This window comes from Micromonospora sp. DT53 (assembly GCF_049841535.1).
In the GTDB taxonomy this organism is placed as follows: domain Bacteria; phylum Actinomycetota; class Actinomycetes; order Mycobacteriales; family Micromonosporaceae; genus Micromonospora.
In genome coordinates, this window is the sequence record NZ_JBNCKM010000006.1 from 480,275 (window position 1) to 496,342 (window position 16,068).

The window sequence follows — 16,068 nt, forward strand, 5'->3', positions numbered from 1 at the left end:
TCCGTTGAAGCAGAGCAAAGGGCACGGCAGGGAGGTGCGGTTGGCGGCGCGGCCGATACTGCGGGTCGGCGGATACCGGCGCCGCAGCAGAGGCCGACGCCGTGTCGGCCCGCCGACAGCCACTCCCAGCAGGCAGGATGAGGGCATGGCCGAGCCGCACGACCTGACCGCGTTGGAGCAGGCCGCCGCGATGACCCGCGGCGAACTGTCCAGCGTCGACCTGGTCGAGCATTCCCTGAACCGGGTGGCGGCGCTCGGCGACACCGTGGGCGCGTTCGTCACCGTCACACCGGACCTCGCCCGGCAGGCCGCACGTGCCGCCGACGCGGTGCCGATCGAGCAGCGTGGCCCGCTGCACGGCGTGCCGACCGCGATCAAGGACCTGACACTCACCGCCGGGGTCCGCACCACCTTCGGTTCGGCCGCCTTTCTCGACTTCGTCCCGCCGGTCGACGCCGACGTGGTCCGGTTCATCAAGGCCGCCGGCCTGGTCAGCCTGGGCAAGACGACCACCTCCGAGCTGGGCTGCTCGCTCTACTCGGAGGGCCTGGTCGCGCCGCCGGCCCGCAACCCGTGGCAGCTGGCGTACACCGCTGGCGGTTCCAGCGGCGGCGCGGCGGCGGCGGTCGCGGCCGGGCTCGTCCCGGTCGCCCAGGGGTCCGACGGCGGTGGGTCGCTGCGCATCCCGGCGTCGCTCTGCGGCCTGGTCGGCTACAAGCCCAGTCGGGGCCTCGTCTCCGGCGGGCCGATCGGCTCCGGCGCGTTCGGCCTGCCCACCAGTGGCCCGCTCGGGCGCACGGTCACCGACGTCGCCGCGCTGCTCGACGTCATGGCCGTCCCGGTCCCCGGTGAGCCGTACCTGCCGCCGGCCGCGCCGCCCGGCGGCTATCTGGCCGCCGCGCGCCGGGCCGAGCCCGGCCCGCTGCGGATCGGCCGATTCACCACGCCGATGCTCGCCGACGAACCGGTGCACCCCGACTGCGTGGCCGCCGTGGACCGGGCCGCCGCGCTGCTCACGGCGGCCGGCCACGACGTGGTCGAGGTGCCGCCGCCGCTCGGGCCGGCGGCGTGGCCGCTGTTCGAGATCCTCTGGTACGTGCTGGCGCTCGCCCCGGTGCCGCCGCAGCGGGAGGCCCAGCTGCTGCCGTTGACCCGGCTGCTTCGGGCCCGGGGCGCCGAGGTCTCCGCCGGCACCCTGGCCGCCACCCTCGGCGAGTTGCAGGCGCAGGTGCGCCTCGGCGCCCGCCGCACCGCCGGCTGCGATCTGCTCCTCTGTCCCACCCTGGCCACCCCGCAGGCGCCCGTCGGCTGGTTCACCGCCGACGCGGACCCGGCCGCCGACTTCGACAGGCAACGCCGGTTCTCGCCCTACTGCGCCATCTTCAACGTCACAGGCGATCCCTCCGTCTCCCTGCCGCTGGGCACCACGACCGACGGCCTGCCCGTCGGAGTGCTGCTCACCGGCCGGTACGGCGACGACGCGCGGCTAATCGCTACCGCTGCGCAACTGGAGAACTCCAGTGACGGATGGGATCGGCACCCCGCAATCTGGCGGGCCGTCGACTCCGCTAACGTGAATGGCGACGGAGTCGGGCGGTCGGCAGCGTGATCGTCCACCCGACCCGGTTGTTCAAGGTCGTCCTTCTTCCGCCTGGGGGCGTTGGGATTGTCTGTTACCGAGACGTTGCTGGTCTTCGTCGGCATCCCGTTGGCCGCGGTGCTGGTCATCGCCGGCCTGTCGTACGCCGGTAGCCGCGGGGGTGCCACCGGCGGTGGCGGTGGCGCCAAGCGCTACCGTCCGGGCCGGCCCTTCGACTTCACTCCGGTCTGGTTCCTGGGCCGCCCGGAGCAGCTGGCCGACTCGGCCGGCACCGCGCTGACGGCGGGGGCGCAGGCGCCCGCGCTGACCAGCCACAAGCTTGAGCAGGCCAGCGTCGAGGCGCCGGCCGGTGGAACCGGAGGCGCAAGTGACCGTTGGTGAGAAGCAGGCCGGGTCGGAAAATCCGCCCGAGGTGCTCGACGGGCCCTTCTCGACCCGCCAGCTGCTGCGCATCGACGAGGCCCTGCGCCTGGCCGACCAGGGCACCGGCCTGGTCTTCTCGATCTTCGTCGGCGGTCTCGACGAGCCGATCCGCGAGCACGCCCAGCGGCTGCACCGTCAGCTCGCCGAGCCCGACAAGTCGGTGCTGATCGCCGTGTCGCCCAACCAGCGCCAGCTGGAGATCATCACCGGGCGGTACGCCCGTAAGCGCATCCCCGACACGTACGCCAAGCTGGCCGCGCTCTCCATGGTCGGCGCGTTCAGCGGCGGTGACCTGGCCGGCGGCATCATCAACGGCCTCGACCAGCTCTCCAGCCACGCCGGCAAGGGCTGACCCACACACACGACGAAGCCCGGCCCGCTGCAAGCGGGCCGGGCTTCGGTCTGTCTGTGTGTCTCAGCGCGGCCAGGCGCTCGGATCCAACCTCATCGTCCACGGCTCGTCCACGGTCACCGCGTCGTCCGGACCGATGGTGCCGACCAGGTCGTAGTGCACGTCCTTGATGAGGCGGTAGCGGTAGATGATCGGGCCGAAGTCGCCCCGCTCCACCCGCCAGTAATGCGGAATCCCCGCTTCGGCGTAGAGACCGGGTTTGGTGAAGCGGTCATGCCGGCGGCTCGTCGGCGACTCCACTTCGACAACGAGACTGACGCCCTGCGGTTGATGCCAACGCACACCACGTGGGGTGTTTGGCTTCAGCACCGTCACATCCGGAATCAGGTTTCCCGACGGCAGCGCCAGCCCGATCTCACGAATGATCCGCCAACCAACTGGTGCCGCAGCCCCGATGGCCGTCCGAATGCTGTCGGCCAGTTCGTGGTGATCGTCGTCGGCCGGTGGGGTCACGTGCAGGCTCCCGTCGATGATCTCGTAGCGGTTCCCATTCTCGGGAAGGTCGAACAGGTCCTGCTCGCGCCACGCGCGCGCATGGGGCCGCCACTCGTCGGTTGGCTGTGCCATCACGTCCACCTCCTCTCGCCACGATAACGTCCAGGGCCGGCGTGGGCTCATACCCACGCCGGCCCCGAACAAGCTGCTCAGGCGCTCTGGGCGTCCTTCGCGCGGGCCTTCAGCGCCCGCACCACGCCGTCGCGGCCCTCGGCCACCAGCCGACGCAGCGGGGCGGGAAGCCCGTCACCGGCCAGCCACGCGTCGGTGGCCGCCACCGTGTCGTCCTCCACCAGGTAGGTCGGGTACGCCAGCTGGGCGAACTCCTGCGCCGGCTCGCTGTCCCGAGTGGCCCACACCTGCCCGACCGCCGCGAAGTACCGCTCCCGGTACGGGGCGACAAGCTCCACCTGCGCCGGGTGGGCGAAGCCCTGCAACAGCGCCCGGTGCCGCCAGTTGGGCAGCGCGTCCGGGCCGGTGAGCAGGGCCCACACGGCGGCCTTGTTCTCGGCCGTCGGCATCAACGCGTGCGCGTACGCGGCCTCCCGCTCACCGCTGGCCGTGCGGTCGCTGCTCAGCTCCGCCTCGATCTCGGCGGTGCCGGCGGCACCGTTGGCCACCAGCGCGGCGAGGACCGACCAGCGCAGCTCGGTGTCGACGGTCAGCCCGGCCGGGATCCCGGTGCCGTCCAGCCAACCGCGCAGCGTCGCCAGGTCTTCCTCGGAGCGCACCGCCGACGTGAACGCACGGGCCCAGGCCAACTGGAACCCACTGCCGGGCTCGGCGGCGGCGAGCGCGTCGCGGGCGGTACGGGCCAGGTCGGCCCAGCCGGTCGGCGCCCAGGCCGGGTCGGCGTACAGGGTGAGCGCGGTGGTCGCCTGCCGCAGGGTGGCGGTGACGAGGTTGATGTCGGTCTCCGCGGGCAGCCCGCTCAGCGTCAGCGCCACGTAGTCGCGGGCGGACAGCTCGGCGTCGCGGATCATGTCCCAGGCGGCGGTCCAGCAGAGGGCGCGGGCCAGCGACGAGTCGAAGCCACCGATGTGCTGCACCACGTTCGCCATCGAACGGTCGTCGAGGCGCAGCTTGGTGTAGCTGAGGTCGTCGTCGTTGAGCAGCAACACATCGGCCGCCCGGACGCCACGCAGCGGGGCGAGATCCGTGTGCTCGCCGGTCACGTCCACCTCGTACCGCTCACGACGGACCAGCCGCCCGTCGGTCAGGTCGTACAGGCCCACGCCGATCCGGTGCGTCCGCAGCGTCGGGTACGCCGCCGGCGCCTCCTGCCGCACCAGCACCTGCTCGTACGTGCCGTCCGCGCCGATGGTCACCTCCGGCCGCAGCGTGTTGACCTGCGCGGTCTCCAACCACTGCGCGGCGAACTTGCGCAGCTCCCGCCCGGATGCGGCCTCCAGCTCGGTGAGCAGGTCGTCGAAGGTGGCGTTGCCCCAGGCGTGCTTGCCGAAGTAGGCCCGCAGCCCGGCCACGAACGGCTCCTCACCCACGTACGCGACGAGCTGCTTGAGCACGCTCGCGCCCTTGGCGTAGGTGATGCCGTCGAAGTTGACCTCCACGGCCTCCATGTCCGGCATCTCGGTGTAGACCGGGTGGGTGGAGGAGAGCTGGTCCTGCCGGTAGCCCCAGTTCTTCCGGATGGACAGGAAGGTCGTCCACGCCTCGGTGAAGCGGGTCGCGTTGGTGTTGCACCAGTGGCTGGCCCACTCGGCGAACGACTCGTTCAGCCACAGGTCGTTCCACCAGCGCATGGTGACCAGGTCACCGAACCACATGTGGGCCAGTTCGTGCAGGATCGTGTTGGCCCGCTGCTCGTACTCGAAGTCGGTGACCTGCGAGCGGAACAGGTAGTGCGACTCGGCGTGCGTGACGCAGCCGAAGTTCTCCATCGCGCCGGCGTTGAAGTCGGGCACCCAGAGCTGGTCGTACTTCGGCAGCGGGTAACGCACGCCGAACTTCTCGTGGAAGAAGTCGAAACCCTGCTTGGTAATCAGGAACAGGTCGTCGGAGTCCAGGTACTGTGCCATCGACGCCCGGCAGAACACCCCCAGGTCGATGCCGTCGTGAGCGTCGCGCACCTCGTGGTACGGCCCGGCGCACATCGCCGTGATGTAGGTGCTCATCCGGGGCGACTCGGTGAAGTGCAGCGTCTTGAGCGCCTCACCCGCCGGCTCCTCGCGCTGCACGGGCATGTTGGACACCGCCCGCCAGTGCGCCGGCACCGTGACGTGCCAGGTGTAGACGCTCTTCAGGTCGGGTTGGTCGAAGCAGGCGAACACCCGCTGCGCGTCGGCCGTCTCGAACTGGCTGTAGAGGTACGTCTCGCCGTCCACCGGGTCGACCGTCCGGTGCAGACCCTGGCCGCTGTTGGAGTAACCGAAGTCGGCCTCGACCACCAGCACGTTGTCGCTGTCCAGCCCGGACAGGGTCAGGCCCTTCTCGGCCGACCAGTCGGAGAGGTCGACGGGCGTGCCGTTCAACGTCGCGGAGCGCACCGACTCGGCGGCCAACTCGATGAACGTGCTCGCGCCCGGTTCGGAGCAGCGGAACCGAACCGCGGTCGTCGACCTGAACGTGCGACCGTCGGCCGCCAGCACGGCGGTGGACAGGTCCAGACTGATGTCATACCCCGTCACGTTGAGCAGGCGTGCCCGCTCGGTCGCCTCGACCTGCGTCAGGTTGCGCACTCCCGGCACTGTTCGTCTCCATCCCACATGTCGCCGTACGCCCGGCGGCGCCCGTTCGCCTACCGCTCGTGACGGCTGGCCCGATTCGAGTCTTCCATGTACGGGCAGCCCGCGGTGGCCGAGGTCACGCTCTCATTCGCGTGCCGGTCGACGCGCTGCGGGGTGAAGATTCCCTGAGACGCCGAACGCCGGCGCCACTCGTCGCGAAGGGATCTCACCGTGACCGAACGTGTCACCGCCGACATGTGGTTCGACCCGGCCTGCCCGTGGGCGTGGATCACCTCCCGTTGGCTGCTCGAGGTCGAGCAGGTCCGGGACGTGGACATCCGCTTCCACGTGATGAGCCTGGCCGTGCTCAACGATGGCCGGGACGGGCTGACCGAGGACTACAAGGAGTTCCTGAAGACCGCGTGGGGCCCGGTGCGGGTCTGCATCGCCGCCGAGCAGCGCCACGGCAACGAGGTGCTGCGCCCGCTGTACACCGCGCTCGGCACCCGGATCCACCTGCACAAGCAGGAGCGGGGTCCGGAGCTGTACGTCGCCGCGCTCACCGAGGCCGGCCTCGACCCGGCGCTGGCCGCGGCCGCGGACAGCACCGACTACGACGAGGCGCTGCGGGCCAGCCACGAGGCGGGCATGCGCCCGGTCGGGCAGGACGTGGGCACTCCGGTCGTGCACGCGCCCGGCCCGGACGGCGCCCCTGTCGCGTTCTTCGGCCCGGTGATCACTCCGGCTCCGAAGGGGGAGGCCGCCGGCCGACTCTGGGACGGCGTGCTGCTGGTCGCCGGCACCCCGGGCTTCTACGAGCTCAAGCGCACCCGCGAGCAGGGCCCGATCTTCGACTGAGCGACGACCACCGCGCCCCCGTCCGTGCTTGTCAGCTGAGCGGACGGGGGCGTTTCGTGTCGGACGCCGGGTGCGGCGCCGAGGTCGGCGGACGATCGTGGCGTCACCGGGAGGCGGGCGGCGTCGTTTCCCTCGGTGTCCGCCGCAGCGACCCGCAGGGCCGCACGCCGCAGTTCGTGGAGGCAATACCAGATGGCCAAGCACCGCGCGTCCGGTGATGATCAGTTGACCCGGCAGGGGGTGATCGAGACTCCCGGCGCGGACTACTGGTCCGTTGACGACTCCCGCTGGCCGACGGTCCGCCCGGACCTACCCGCCCACCTGGTGGATCTGCTCGCGCCGCCCATCGTGGTGGGCGTGGCGCGGGTCCCGGTGACCTCCCGGCTCACCCCGCCCACGTCCGTCGGCGCGTCGCCGTCACCCGTCGACGCCGTGTCGACCGATGTGCCGGCGCTGCTGCCGTCGGGGGCGGCACCTGCCGAACCGGCGCCCCCGCCGCCGGCGCCGGCTCCTCCGCGCCCGGTGCCGACGCCGCCGCTGAGCCCGCGGCCCGTTCCGACGCCTCCCCCCGACCGCCCCGTGCCGGGGCCGCCCGTGTCGCCCCGCCGCGCCCTGAACGCCGGGCCGATCGGTACCGGCCGGCGTGGCAACGGTGGGCCGGTGAGCGCGGGTAAGCACCGCCGGGGCACCTCCGACCGCGCCGGCTGACCCACCCGGGCCCGACCCGGGGCTTTCATCTGGTGGACGCCCTGCGGGTCCCCGTCGGCGGCGACACCGTCGCCGGTAGCGTCAGTGGGCATGACGGTCGTGCATCCGATCACCCGGGCCTGGGTCACCACTGGCGGCACCGGCGCGCAAAACTACGACGAGTTCGCCGACGACGCGGAGATCACCGCGATCATCGAGTCGAACCCGCACAGTGCTCTCGGCATCGAGATGCCGCACCGCGCTCCGCAGAGCCTGGGCAAGTCGTTCCTCGACGCGCTGCCGGACGCGGTGGCCCGTTTCGCCGAGGCCAAGGCCGACGGCAGTTACACCCCCGCCGAGCAGGTGGTGGTCCTCTACCGGATCAGCGCACCCGGCGAGGAGCCGGCGTACGGGCTGTTCGCGATGGTGGACACCGACCAGATCTCCACCCGGGCGGACGAGCCGGGCCTCGTCATCCGCAACGAGGACGTCTTCATCGCCAAGGTGCGCGAGCGCGTGGCGTTGGCCGACGCGCTGGGTCACCTGCTCTCACCCGTACTCCTGCTGCAGACCGGGCGTGGCGACGAGCTGCACGCCGCGCTCGCGGCGGCGACCGACACGGCCGGCGCGCCCGCCGCGACGGACACCGACCAGGCGGGGCGCACGCACGCCATCTGGCTGCTCGGCCCCGGCCCTGAGCAGACCACGCTTACCGCTCTCGCCGGTGGCGGGGATCTGGTCGTCGCGGACGGCAACCACCGCAGCCTGGCCGCCCAGACCGGGGGGCTGCCGCGTTTCCTGGCCGTGGTCACCACCCCCGCGTCGGTGGCCATTCAGCCGTACAACCGGCTGGTCAGTGAGCTGACCACCACACCGGCCGAGCTGCTCGACCGGCTGCGGGCCGCGGGCGCCGAGGTCGAGCCGATCGACGGCCCGGTCGAGGTCCCGGCGGCCGGCGGCACCGTGCACCTCCGCCTCGCCGGCCAGGGGTACGCGGTGCGTCTGCCCGCCACCGCCTCGGCCCGCCTGGAAAACCTGGACCACGCACTTGTCGAGCGGCTGGTGCTGCGCGACGCTCTCGGCCTGGACCCGGGCGACAAGCGGATCACCTACGTCGGCGGTGACTACCCGGCGAGCTGGCTCACCGGTGAGGTCGACGCCGGGCGGGCCGAGTTGGCCATCCTGATCGCGCCGGTGACCGTGGCGGATTTCGTCGCGGTCAACCTGGCCAGGGAGAAGATGCCCCGCAAGAGCACCTGGTTCACCCCGAAGGCGCGTGGCGGTCTGGTCGTCGCCGAGCTGCCGCGTTGAGCGCCACCCCCACGACCGTGTGACGAACTCGGCTCGGGGACGCCGCCCCTGTGACGTCCCCGAGCGCGGCCTGACAGACTTCCCGGTATGCGCGTCTATCTGGGATCCGATCACGCCGGTTTCGAGTTGAAGGTGCACCTGGCCAACCACCTGGCCATGCAGGGGTACGACGTGGTCGACGTCGGCCCGCACGGCTACGACCCGGACGACGACTACCCCACGTTCTGCCTGCACACGGGCGACCAGGTGGTGGCCGACGAGACGGGCCTGGGGGTGGTCATCGGTGGCTCCGGCAACGGTGAGCAGATCGCCGCGAACAAGGTCGCCGGCGTTCGCGCCGCGCTGGCCTGGAGCGTCGAGACTGCTCAGCTCTCCCGCCAGCACAACGACGCGAACGTGGTCGCGATCGGTGCCCGCCAGCACACGCTCGACGAGGCGACAGGCATCGTCGAGGCGTTCCTGAACACGCCGTTCTCCGGCAACGAGCGGCACGCGCGTCGGATCGCCCAGGTGGCCGAGTACGAGCGGACCCGGGAGTTGCCCGTCCTGCCCTGACGCGCGGCGCTCAGCGCGGCGAGCGGGGCAATTCCTCGCGGGGCACCCAGTTTCGACGGACGACCACCACCCGGGCTTCCGCCTCGGCCAGGTCGTCGTCGGTGGGGCGGGCCGCATCCCGGGCCCGGAGGGCGGCGCTCAGCCCCACCTGGGACGAGCCGGAACCGACCAACCCGCGCAGACCCCGCTCGCCGTCGCGCTCGTCGCCGCCCGCACTCCTGCGTCGGGGCGGCGGGTCGTCACCGTCGTGCACGCCCGGGGTGCTGGCCGCCGGGACGTCGGCGCCCGGTTTGGCCGTCTCGGTGTCGGGGTGGTGGCGCAGCCGTCGCCGTCGTCGGTCGGGGTCACCCATCAGCCGACCGTACCCTGCGTGGGTGTGATCCGGCACCGTCGCGTGGCCTCGCCTCCCGGCCGGGGTCGGCGACCGATTTGCCGGCTGGCTACCCTCGAATCCAGGCGGTGCTGTTGCCGTCGGTCAGGGGGAGGACGAGATGGCAGACCAGACGCAGCCGTGGGCGGAGCGGACCGTGGAGGTGCCACCGCAGGCCGGCGTCGGGGTGCCGCCGCAGCGTGACGGGTTCCGCCGGGGCGTCGCTCCGGTGGGTCAGCCGCGCACCCCGCGGACGGAGCCGTTCCCGGTGGTCGAGCAGGAGCCGACCGGCACCGGCTGGCCCGGTGAGCCGGTGCCACGCCGTTCGCTGAGCTCGCGGATGGCGCAACTGCGGCGTGGCGGTGAGTGGAGCGCGGCCGCGGGTCTCTTCGCGTTCGTGTGCTGGGGGATCTGGGCGCTGTCCGGCCAGGGCGAGCTGAGCGGCCCGCTGCTGGTGCTGGTGCTCAGCCTGCTGGTGGCGGTCGGCCTGTTCGCCCTGTTCCGGCTGGTCGGCCGGGTGGTGCTGGAACGGCAGTTGGGCCGGGTCCGGCGCGGTGCCCGGGGTGCCCACCTGGCGACGGCGGTGTTCCTCGTCGGCCTCGGCGTGGCGTGGCTCCAGCAGACCGAGTGGGTCGTCTCGGCCTGGAACTGGATCTCCTCGAACTGAGCGGTCGTGCACGGGCGGACGGTCCAGGACCGCCCACCCGTGCACCCGGTCGTCTCCCCACCAGGCAAGGTCGCTGCTTACCCGGCCGGCCGCGGTTCATCCGCGGCCGGCCGCTCGGACCGGTACCTCATTCGTGGGCTCGCGTGATCCCGACGGTGCGGCGGTCAGTGGGTGCCGCCGTGCCCCTCGGCGTCGGCCCGGGGCGACGCGACCCGGGCGGCCGGATCCTCGACGCCGGGCTCGCCGCCGTCCGGGGCGACCGCTCCGTCGTAGTTGTAGAGCGGTCGACCATCGTCGTGCTGCTTGGTGGTCTTGATGTAGCGGTGCATCAGGCCGTCGATCTCCACCTCGACGAGTGCCTCGTTGCCGGTCTCGTGGGTGCTGCCGTCTCGGGGGCCGCCCACCAGGTGGGCCGTCGTGTTCGTGTCCATGGACGGGCCCCTACCCGCCAGGCAGCGGGCGGAAACGGGTGAAATCCGGCCAGCGGCCGCGCAGGCGCGCTGGGTCAGTGCTCGGGTTTGTGCGCCCGGACCAGGATGCGTTGGGCGTGGGCCACGAACGGACCGTGCCGACGGATGTGGTCGTGCAGATCGGCGAGGCGGGCCCGGTAGCGGTCCACGGTGAAGTCCGGCACCGTCCAGATGACCTTGCGGAGGAAGTGCACCACCGCTGCGACGTCGTTGAAGGTGGTCGGCAGCGCTTCGTGCCGCAGCTCGTCGATGACCAGGCCGGCGGCCTGCGCGTCGGCGGCGGCGCGGGCCGGGCTGCGTTCGTCGCCGATCTCACGGGGACCGGTGAGGAACTGCGCCAGTTCCCGGTTCGAGCCGGGGCCGATCTGCTGGGCCAGGTACCGCCCGCCCGGCGTGAGCACCCGCGCGATCTCGTCCCAGAGCACGACGTTGGGATGCCGGCTCACCACCAGGTCGAACGACTCGTCGGGAAACGGGAACGGGGCGTCCTCGGCAACATCGACCACCCGGACGCCGCGCGGTTCGAGCGCGCGCCGGGCCAGCTGGAGGTTGGGCGGCCAGTGTTCGGTGGCCACGATCACCGGTGGGAGTGCTGGCACCTCGGAGAGCACCTCGCCGCCGCCGGTCTGGATGTCCAGTGCGGCGCGGGCCACCATCATCTGGGCTGCCATGAGTTTCAGATATCCCCAGGACGGCCGCTGTTCTGTCGCGCGGCCGTGGAACCAGGAAAAGTCCCAACCGTCCACGGATGCGTCGGCACCTTCGTGGAGCAGATCCTCGAAGGTCGCCGTGTCCTGCATTCCGCCAGGCTGACAGGCCGCAGTGGTGATGGCAAGCAAAAGCGCCACGTGTCGGCGCAGGGTGCACGCAATGACTCCTGTCAGTGATCTGACACCGATTCCGAACGATCTTTCGGCGAGAATTTGTCACGTGGCGGATCTTCTGCGTTTCGAGACCGATCAGGGCGTCCTGCTCGTCGAGGAACACACTGGCACCGATCTGGAACGGGTCGGTCTGCTCGACCGGATCCGCCCCGCCCGGCAGACGCTGGAAATGGCACTGGCGCACATCAAGCCGGCCCTCGACGCGGCACTGGGTGTGGTGCGGGGGGTTGCGGTGCGCCCCGACCAGGTGGAGGTCGAAATCGGCGTCACCCTCACCGCGGAGGCCGGCGCCGTCGTCGCCCGCACCAGCGCGCAGGGCCACCTCAAGGTCAAGCTGATCTGGACGTCGGGCGTCCCCGCCCTGCCGGCGCAGGGTGCGGACGGGGCCGGCGCGCAGGAGGCCGTCGCGCATGACTGACCGCAGCGCCGACCGCCGGTCGCCGACCGCCCGGGTCGAGTGGTCGGCGGAGCACGGATGACCGGCGCCCGGCCGCTCGCCGGCCGGGTACGGATACACGGCGGGCGTTCCTCGTCGCTCGTCGGCGCGGGCATCCAACTGACCACTGACCTGGTGCTGACCTGCTGGCATGTCGTGGACGACGGCACCGGGACGGACCAGCCCGGGTTGGTCGTCGACACGCCGAGTCACCCCGGTACCCGGATCGCCGCCGAGGTGACCTGGTCGCGAGGTGTCGGCCCGGCGGGCGACGGCGACCTGGCGATCCTGCGCTGCGCCACACCGCTGCCGTCCGCCCCCGCCACCCTGGCCGATCGCGGCGACGATGAGTTCGACGTGCGGATCGTGGGTTTTCCGGCCAACACCCCGGCGTCCGTCATGGTGCTGGCCCGGACCATCGGGCCGGTCGACGCGAGCACCGGCTGGCGTCAACTCGACCGAATCTCCTCCGCCACCGCGGGAATCGACCGCGGGTTCAGTGGTTCCGGGGTGTACGCCTCGGATGGCGCCGTGGTGGGCATGGTGTTGGCCCGCACGAGCGTCGGCCAGCAGTTGGTCGCCTGGATGCTGCCGGTCGGTAGGTGGCCTGCCCTGCTGCCGTCGGGCCTGCTGCCACCTGCCCTGCTGCCGTCCGGCCCGCTGCCGGTCGGGGTCCGGGGGACGCCCCGGCCCGCACCGCTCTCATTCGCGCAGAAGATGGCGCTGGCCCGACTGCTTGAGGAAATCCCCGTACTCCGGCACCCCGACAGTCGTCAATTGGTCATCCAGTCGTTGCCACCGCACATCAGTCGGATGGTGAACCCATTCGGACCACTGGGTCTCGACATGTTCGGCCTGATTCGGACGAGCTTAGAATACGAGGACGGGATCGCGGCTCTCCATCGCGTCCTGCTGTTGACGGAAGGGTCGGCGAGTCAGCCACTGCGGGCCTTCCGTGACCTTGCCGAGAGCCTCGGTCTGCTGACGGGTACGGAGGACAATCGGTGACGACACCCCGGATGCCGAACGCCCAGGTGCAAGCCATCTGCGACGCGCTGCTGTCGATGAGTTCGATCAACGACGGAAAAACCCGGGCGCTCTACCTCGACGAGGTCGAGGGGGAGCTGCGTAAGCCACTGTCGGTGCCCCGGCACCCCGAGGTCCGCTACGACGTCTATCTCATCGTGCGCGCCTGCGCGCAGGAGCCCCGGGGCCTGTCCACGCTGTTGCAGGTCATCGGCAACTTCCACCCGGGCGCCGCCGCGGTCGTCTCCGCCCACCAGATCCACCTCTCCTGGCGCCTCGCGCAGTTGCTCACTGACGTTCCGACCGAGGTGTTGGCCGGGGCCGTCGCGGCGGTCGCCGATCGTCAGTTGTCACCGGCGGACCTGCCCGGCCTGGTGGACGCCGTCGGCTGGCAACCGGTGGGTGACTGGCGGGTCCCGGCCGCCGTGGCGCTCGCGGGCCTGGTCCTCGCCGGCATCGAGTCGGGCGAGAAGCCGTTGGAGCAGTGGTTGCGGGATGCGGCGGCGGCCCTGCGGTTGAGCGCCGCCGACCTCGACGATGTGCGCGTGGCTGCGAAGGCGCACTGGACGTCGCTACGATCCCCGCACCAGGCGGCACCGGCCGAGGCCGGTGGAGAGGAACCTGAATCCGACATGCGCAGGACGATCATCATCGAGGAGACGACGCCCCAACGATCCCGAACTCTCATCCGGGGCGGCGTCCCACCGCGCAACCTGTACTTCACCGGCCGGGAGAAGCAGCTCGTCGAGCTCGACGAGCTGCTCTCGTCGCAGCACCGGGCCTCGGTGCTGCCGGAAGCGGCCCTGCGCGGTGTCGGTGGGGTCGGCAAGACCCAGCTGGCGGTCGAGTTCGCCTACCGCTACGCGGACCGTTACCAGCTGATCTGGTGGATGGCCGCCGAGGATCTCACTGCGCTGCGTACCTCGATCGCGGCCCTCGGTGAACGGCTCGGCCTGGCGGCGAGCGCCAGCCTGGAGCAGACCGTGCGGACGGTGCTCGACTCCCTGTCGACGAGTTCGCTCAGCTGGCTGCTGGTCTACGACAACGCGGACGACCCGCACGAGCTGGCTCCGCTGATGCCCTCCTCGAACCTCGTCGGCGAGCGCGGCCACGTCCTCGTCACGTCCCGGAACATGGCCTGGTCGGCGAGCGCCCTGACCCTGGACGTCGACGTGTTCACCCGGGCCGAGAGCGTGGAACTGCTGCTCAAGCGGCGTCCGGCGACCACCCCTGACGATGCCCGCCGGCTCGCCGCGGAGCTCGGTGACCTGCCGCTGGCCCTGGAGCAGGCCGCCAGTTGGCTGCTCACCATGCTGTCGTCGGTCGACGAATATCTGGTCGACCTCAAGGAACACGCCCGGGAGCTGCTGGGTGAGGGGCAGCCCCGGCAGTACCGGGGCACCGTGTTGACTGTGGTGTCGATGGCGCTCGCCGCGGTTCGCGAGCAGAATCTCGCCGCCGCGCAGCTGATCCAGATGCTCTCCTTCCTTAGCCCCGATCCGGTCCCGATGCGCCTGCTGTGGGAGGGACGGCGCGCCGGGTTGGACGAACCGCTCCGCACCAGCCTGCAGGAGCGCAACGACATAGCCCGGGCCATCCGGCAACTGGCGTCGCTGGGGCTCGCGAAGGCGGACAACGCCGGCCGACACGTGCAGGTGCACCGGCTGGTGCAGGCGGTCCTCCGGGAAGGGCTCGCCGAGCAGGGCGACGACAGCGCGCTGACGAACGCCCGCCGGCTGCTGGCCGCCGCCAACCCGGGCTTCCCCGACGACCGGAGCACCTGGCCCCGCCACGCCGACATCGCGCCGCACGTCCGCGTCGCCGGTCTGATCCACGGCGACCTCGACGCCCGCCGGACGGCGATGGACCAGCTCCGCTACATCTACAACCTGGGCGACTTCGAAGGCTGTCGGGACTTCGCGGAGGAGATCCTGGCCGCCTGGGACCAGCCCGGTCCAGACGGCGAGCGCAGCGGCGACCCACTGACCCTGTTGGCGATGCGACGGTACGCGGATGCCCTGCGGCTCCTCGCCGACCCGCGCGCGGCCGAGTTCGGCCTCGAGGCGCTGGAGCGGATGCGGACGAGCCTCGGTGAGGAGCACGAGTACACCCTGGGTGCGGCGAACAGCGTCGGCGCGGACCTGCGCCGGGTCGGCGACTTCGTGGCCGCCGCCGACCTGGACCGGCGCAACCTCGACGTGCACCGTCGGGTGCTCGGTGACGGGCATCCGAGCACGCTGCGGGTGATGAACTCGATGGCGATCAACCTTCGCCTGATCGGCGACTTCGAAGGCGCGTACGAACTCAACCTCGAAGTGGCACGGCACGCCGGTGCGGCCGCGGAGGACGGCACCTATGCGCTGGTGCTGGCCCAGGAGGCCCAGGCGCGCGACCTCTACCTCCTGGGCCGGTACGCCGACGCGTTGGCACTACTGGACAGCTCCCTGCCGGTGCAGCGTTCGCTGCTGGGCGCGGAGCACCTCACCGTGCTGCGCGCCACCTGCATCCACATCGCCTGCCTGCGCAAGACCGGGCGGCTCGACGCCGCCGTGACCGAGGGCGCGGCCAACTACCGGCTGGTGACCCGCCGCTTCGGGACCGACCATGTGCTGGCCGCGGAGGCGGGCATGACCTGCGCCAACGCCATGCGCGCAGCGGGCGACGCGACCCAGGCGTACGCTCTGGCCGCCCAGGGGCACGCCACCTTCCGAGCCGTCTTCGGGGAGCGGCATCCGGTCACCCTCTGCGCCGCGATCAACCTCGGGGTGATCCTGCGGGCTCGCAACTTCGACCGTGAGGCGCGGGAGCTGGGTGCGGCCACCTTGCAGGCGATGGGCGAGGCGCTGCCACCCACCCATCCGTACCTGCTGAGCGCGCGTTCCGCGCAGGCGATCAACCTGGTCCGGTCGCACCGGCTGGAGCAGGCGCAGGTGCTCTCCGCGGCGATCCTTGCGGACTCGCGTCGCCTGCGTGGGCCGGGGCATCCGTACACGCTCTACTGCGCGGTCAACGCGGCGGTCGATCTGATCGAGGTCGGCGAGGAGGTTCGGGGCCGCGAGCTGCTCGACGAGGCTGCCGCGGCGCTGGAGGCGCTGTTCGGACCGGATCATCCGGAGGTGGACGCCGCGCGGGGTCAGCGCCGCATCGAGTGCGACATCGAAACGGTCGGGCTGACCTGACGCCTCGT

At 71.6% G+C, this 16,068-nt stretch carries 16 protein-coding genes; 11 read left to right on the top strand and 5 right to left on the bottom strand.

Features of this window, described 5'->3' with window-relative positions:
* The first annotated feature begins 145 nt into the window (after positions 1-145).
* The 3 genes from ACLQ3B_RS21775 (at position 146) to ACLQ3B_RS21785 (ending at position 2,375) form a co-directional block, all read left to right on the top strand.
* Entirely contained in the window at positions 146-1,609 is a 1,464-nt protein-coding gene (locus tag ACLQ3B_RS21775; protein ID WP_425782510.1) for an amidase, read from the top strand.
* Positions 1,610-1,684: 75 nt separating this feature from the next.
* The gene (locus ACLQ3B_RS21780) at positions 1,685-1,981 is read left to right on the top strand and encodes an aa3-type cytochrome oxidase subunit CtaJ (RefSeq protein ID WP_112584149.1); all 297 of its coding nucleotides are present in this window, start codon (positions 1,685-1,687) and stop codon (positions 1,979-1,981) included.
* Complete coding sequence (locus tag ACLQ3B_RS21785; RefSeq protein ID WP_425782511.1) at positions 1,968-2,375, top strand: DUF5130 family protein; 408 nt, start codon at positions 1,968-1,970, stop codon at positions 2,373-2,375. Before ACLQ3B_RS21780 ends, ACLQ3B_RS21785 begins: the two co-directional genes overlap by 14 nt.
* A gap of 63 nt (positions 2,376-2,438) precedes the next feature.
* Here the strand turns inward: ACLQ3B_RS21785 and ACLQ3B_RS21790 are convergent, their stop codons facing one another.
* Both ACLQ3B_RS21790 and pepN read right to left on the bottom strand, forming a co-directional pair.
* Positions 2,439-3,002: a Uma2 family endonuclease gene (locus tag ACLQ3B_RS21790; protein ID WP_425782512.1), complete on the bottom strand. Its 564-nt coding sequence runs from the start codon at positions 3,000-3,002 to the stop codon at positions 2,439-2,441.
* Positions 3,003-3,079: 77 nt separating this feature from the next.
* On the bottom strand, positions 3,080-5,629 hold the full coding sequence (gene pepN / locus ACLQ3B_RS21795) for an aminopeptidase N (protein WP_425782513.1): 2,550 nt from the start codon (positions 5,627-5,629) through the stop codon (positions 3,080-3,082).
* A 219-nt stretch (positions 5,630-5,848) separates the two neighbouring features.
* On the opposite strand from pepN, the gene ACLQ3B_RS21800 reads away from it, so the two are divergent.
* The 4 genes from ACLQ3B_RS21800 to ACLQ3B_RS21815 all read left to right on the top strand — a co-directional run bounded on the left by ACLQ3B_RS21800 (position 5,849) and on the right by ACLQ3B_RS21815 (position 9,028).
* Positions 5,849-6,475, top strand: a complete 627-nt coding sequence (locus ACLQ3B_RS21800; RefSeq protein ID WP_425782514.1) for a disulfide bond formation protein DsbA — start codon at positions 5,849-5,851, stop codon at positions 6,473-6,475.
* Between the two features lie 192 nt (positions 6,476-6,667).
* On the top strand, positions 6,668-7,183 hold the full coding sequence (locus tag ACLQ3B_RS21805; protein ID WP_425782515.1) for a hypothetical protein: 516 nt from the start codon (positions 6,668-6,670) through the stop codon (positions 7,181-7,183).
* Positions 7,184-7,273: 90 nt separating this feature from the next.
* Positions 7,274-8,473: a DUF1015 family protein gene (locus tag ACLQ3B_RS21810; protein ID WP_425782516.1), complete on the top strand. Its 1,200-nt coding sequence runs from the start codon at positions 7,274-7,276 to the stop codon at positions 8,471-8,473.
* 87 nt (positions 8,474-8,560) lie between these two features.
* Positions 8,561-9,028, top strand: a complete 468-nt coding sequence (locus ACLQ3B_RS21815) for a ribose-5-phosphate isomerase (protein WP_124822664.1) — start codon at positions 8,561-8,563, stop codon at positions 9,026-9,028.
* A gap of 10 nt (positions 9,029-9,038) precedes the next feature.
* Here ACLQ3B_RS21815 and ACLQ3B_RS21820 read toward each other — a convergent pair whose 3' ends face one another.
* The gene (locus ACLQ3B_RS21820; RefSeq protein WP_425782517.1) at positions 9,039-9,380 is read right to left on the bottom strand and encodes a hypothetical protein; all 342 of its coding nucleotides are present in this window, start codon (positions 9,378-9,380) and stop codon (positions 9,039-9,041) included.
* Positions 9,381-9,519: 139 nt separating this feature from the next.
* On the opposite strand from ACLQ3B_RS21820, the gene ACLQ3B_RS21825 reads away from it, so the two are divergent.
* Positions 9,520-10,065 (top strand): hypothetical protein, encoded by a 546-nt coding sequence (locus ACLQ3B_RS21825; RefSeq protein WP_425782518.1) that lies wholly within the window; start codon positions 9,520-9,522, stop codon positions 10,063-10,065.
* Positions 10,066-10,229: 164 nt separating this feature from the next.
* Here ACLQ3B_RS21825 and ACLQ3B_RS21830 read toward each other — a convergent pair whose 3' ends face one another.
* Together ACLQ3B_RS21830 and ACLQ3B_RS21835 are read right to left on the bottom strand one after the other, a co-directional pair.
* Complete coding sequence (locus ACLQ3B_RS21830) at positions 10,230-10,496, bottom strand: hypothetical protein (protein WP_091405397.1); 267 nt, start codon at positions 10,494-10,496, stop codon at positions 10,230-10,232.
* A 74-nt stretch (positions 10,497-10,570) separates the two neighbouring features.
* Entirely contained in the window at positions 10,571-11,335 is a 765-nt protein-coding gene (locus tag ACLQ3B_RS21835; protein ID WP_425782519.1) for a class I SAM-dependent methyltransferase, read from the bottom strand.
* Between the two features lie 130 nt (positions 11,336-11,465).
* Between ACLQ3B_RS21835 and ACLQ3B_RS21840 the strand changes: the two genes are divergently transcribed.
* Genes ACLQ3B_RS21840 through fxsT form a run of 3 tightly spaced genes read left to right on the top strand, consistent with a single transcriptional unit; the run spans position 11,466 to position 16,060 of the window.
* Entirely contained in the window at positions 11,466-11,837 is a 372-nt protein-coding gene (locus ACLQ3B_RS21840) for a CU044_2847 family protein (RefSeq protein ID WP_425782520.1), read from the top strand.
* Between the two features lie 57 nt (positions 11,838-11,894).
* Positions 11,895-12,863: a trypsin-like peptidase domain-containing protein gene (locus ACLQ3B_RS21845; RefSeq protein ID WP_425782521.1), complete on the top strand. Its 969-nt coding sequence runs from the start codon at positions 11,895-11,897 to the stop codon at positions 12,861-12,863.
* Complete coding sequence (gene fxsT, locus ACLQ3B_RS21850) at positions 12,860-16,060, top strand: FxSxx-COOH system tetratricopeptide repeat protein (RefSeq protein WP_425782522.1); 3,201 nt, start codon at positions 12,860-12,862, stop codon at positions 16,058-16,060. The genes ACLQ3B_RS21845 and fxsT overlap by 4 nt, the downstream gene beginning before the upstream one ends.
* Positions 16,061-16,068 lie beyond the last annotated feature (8 nt).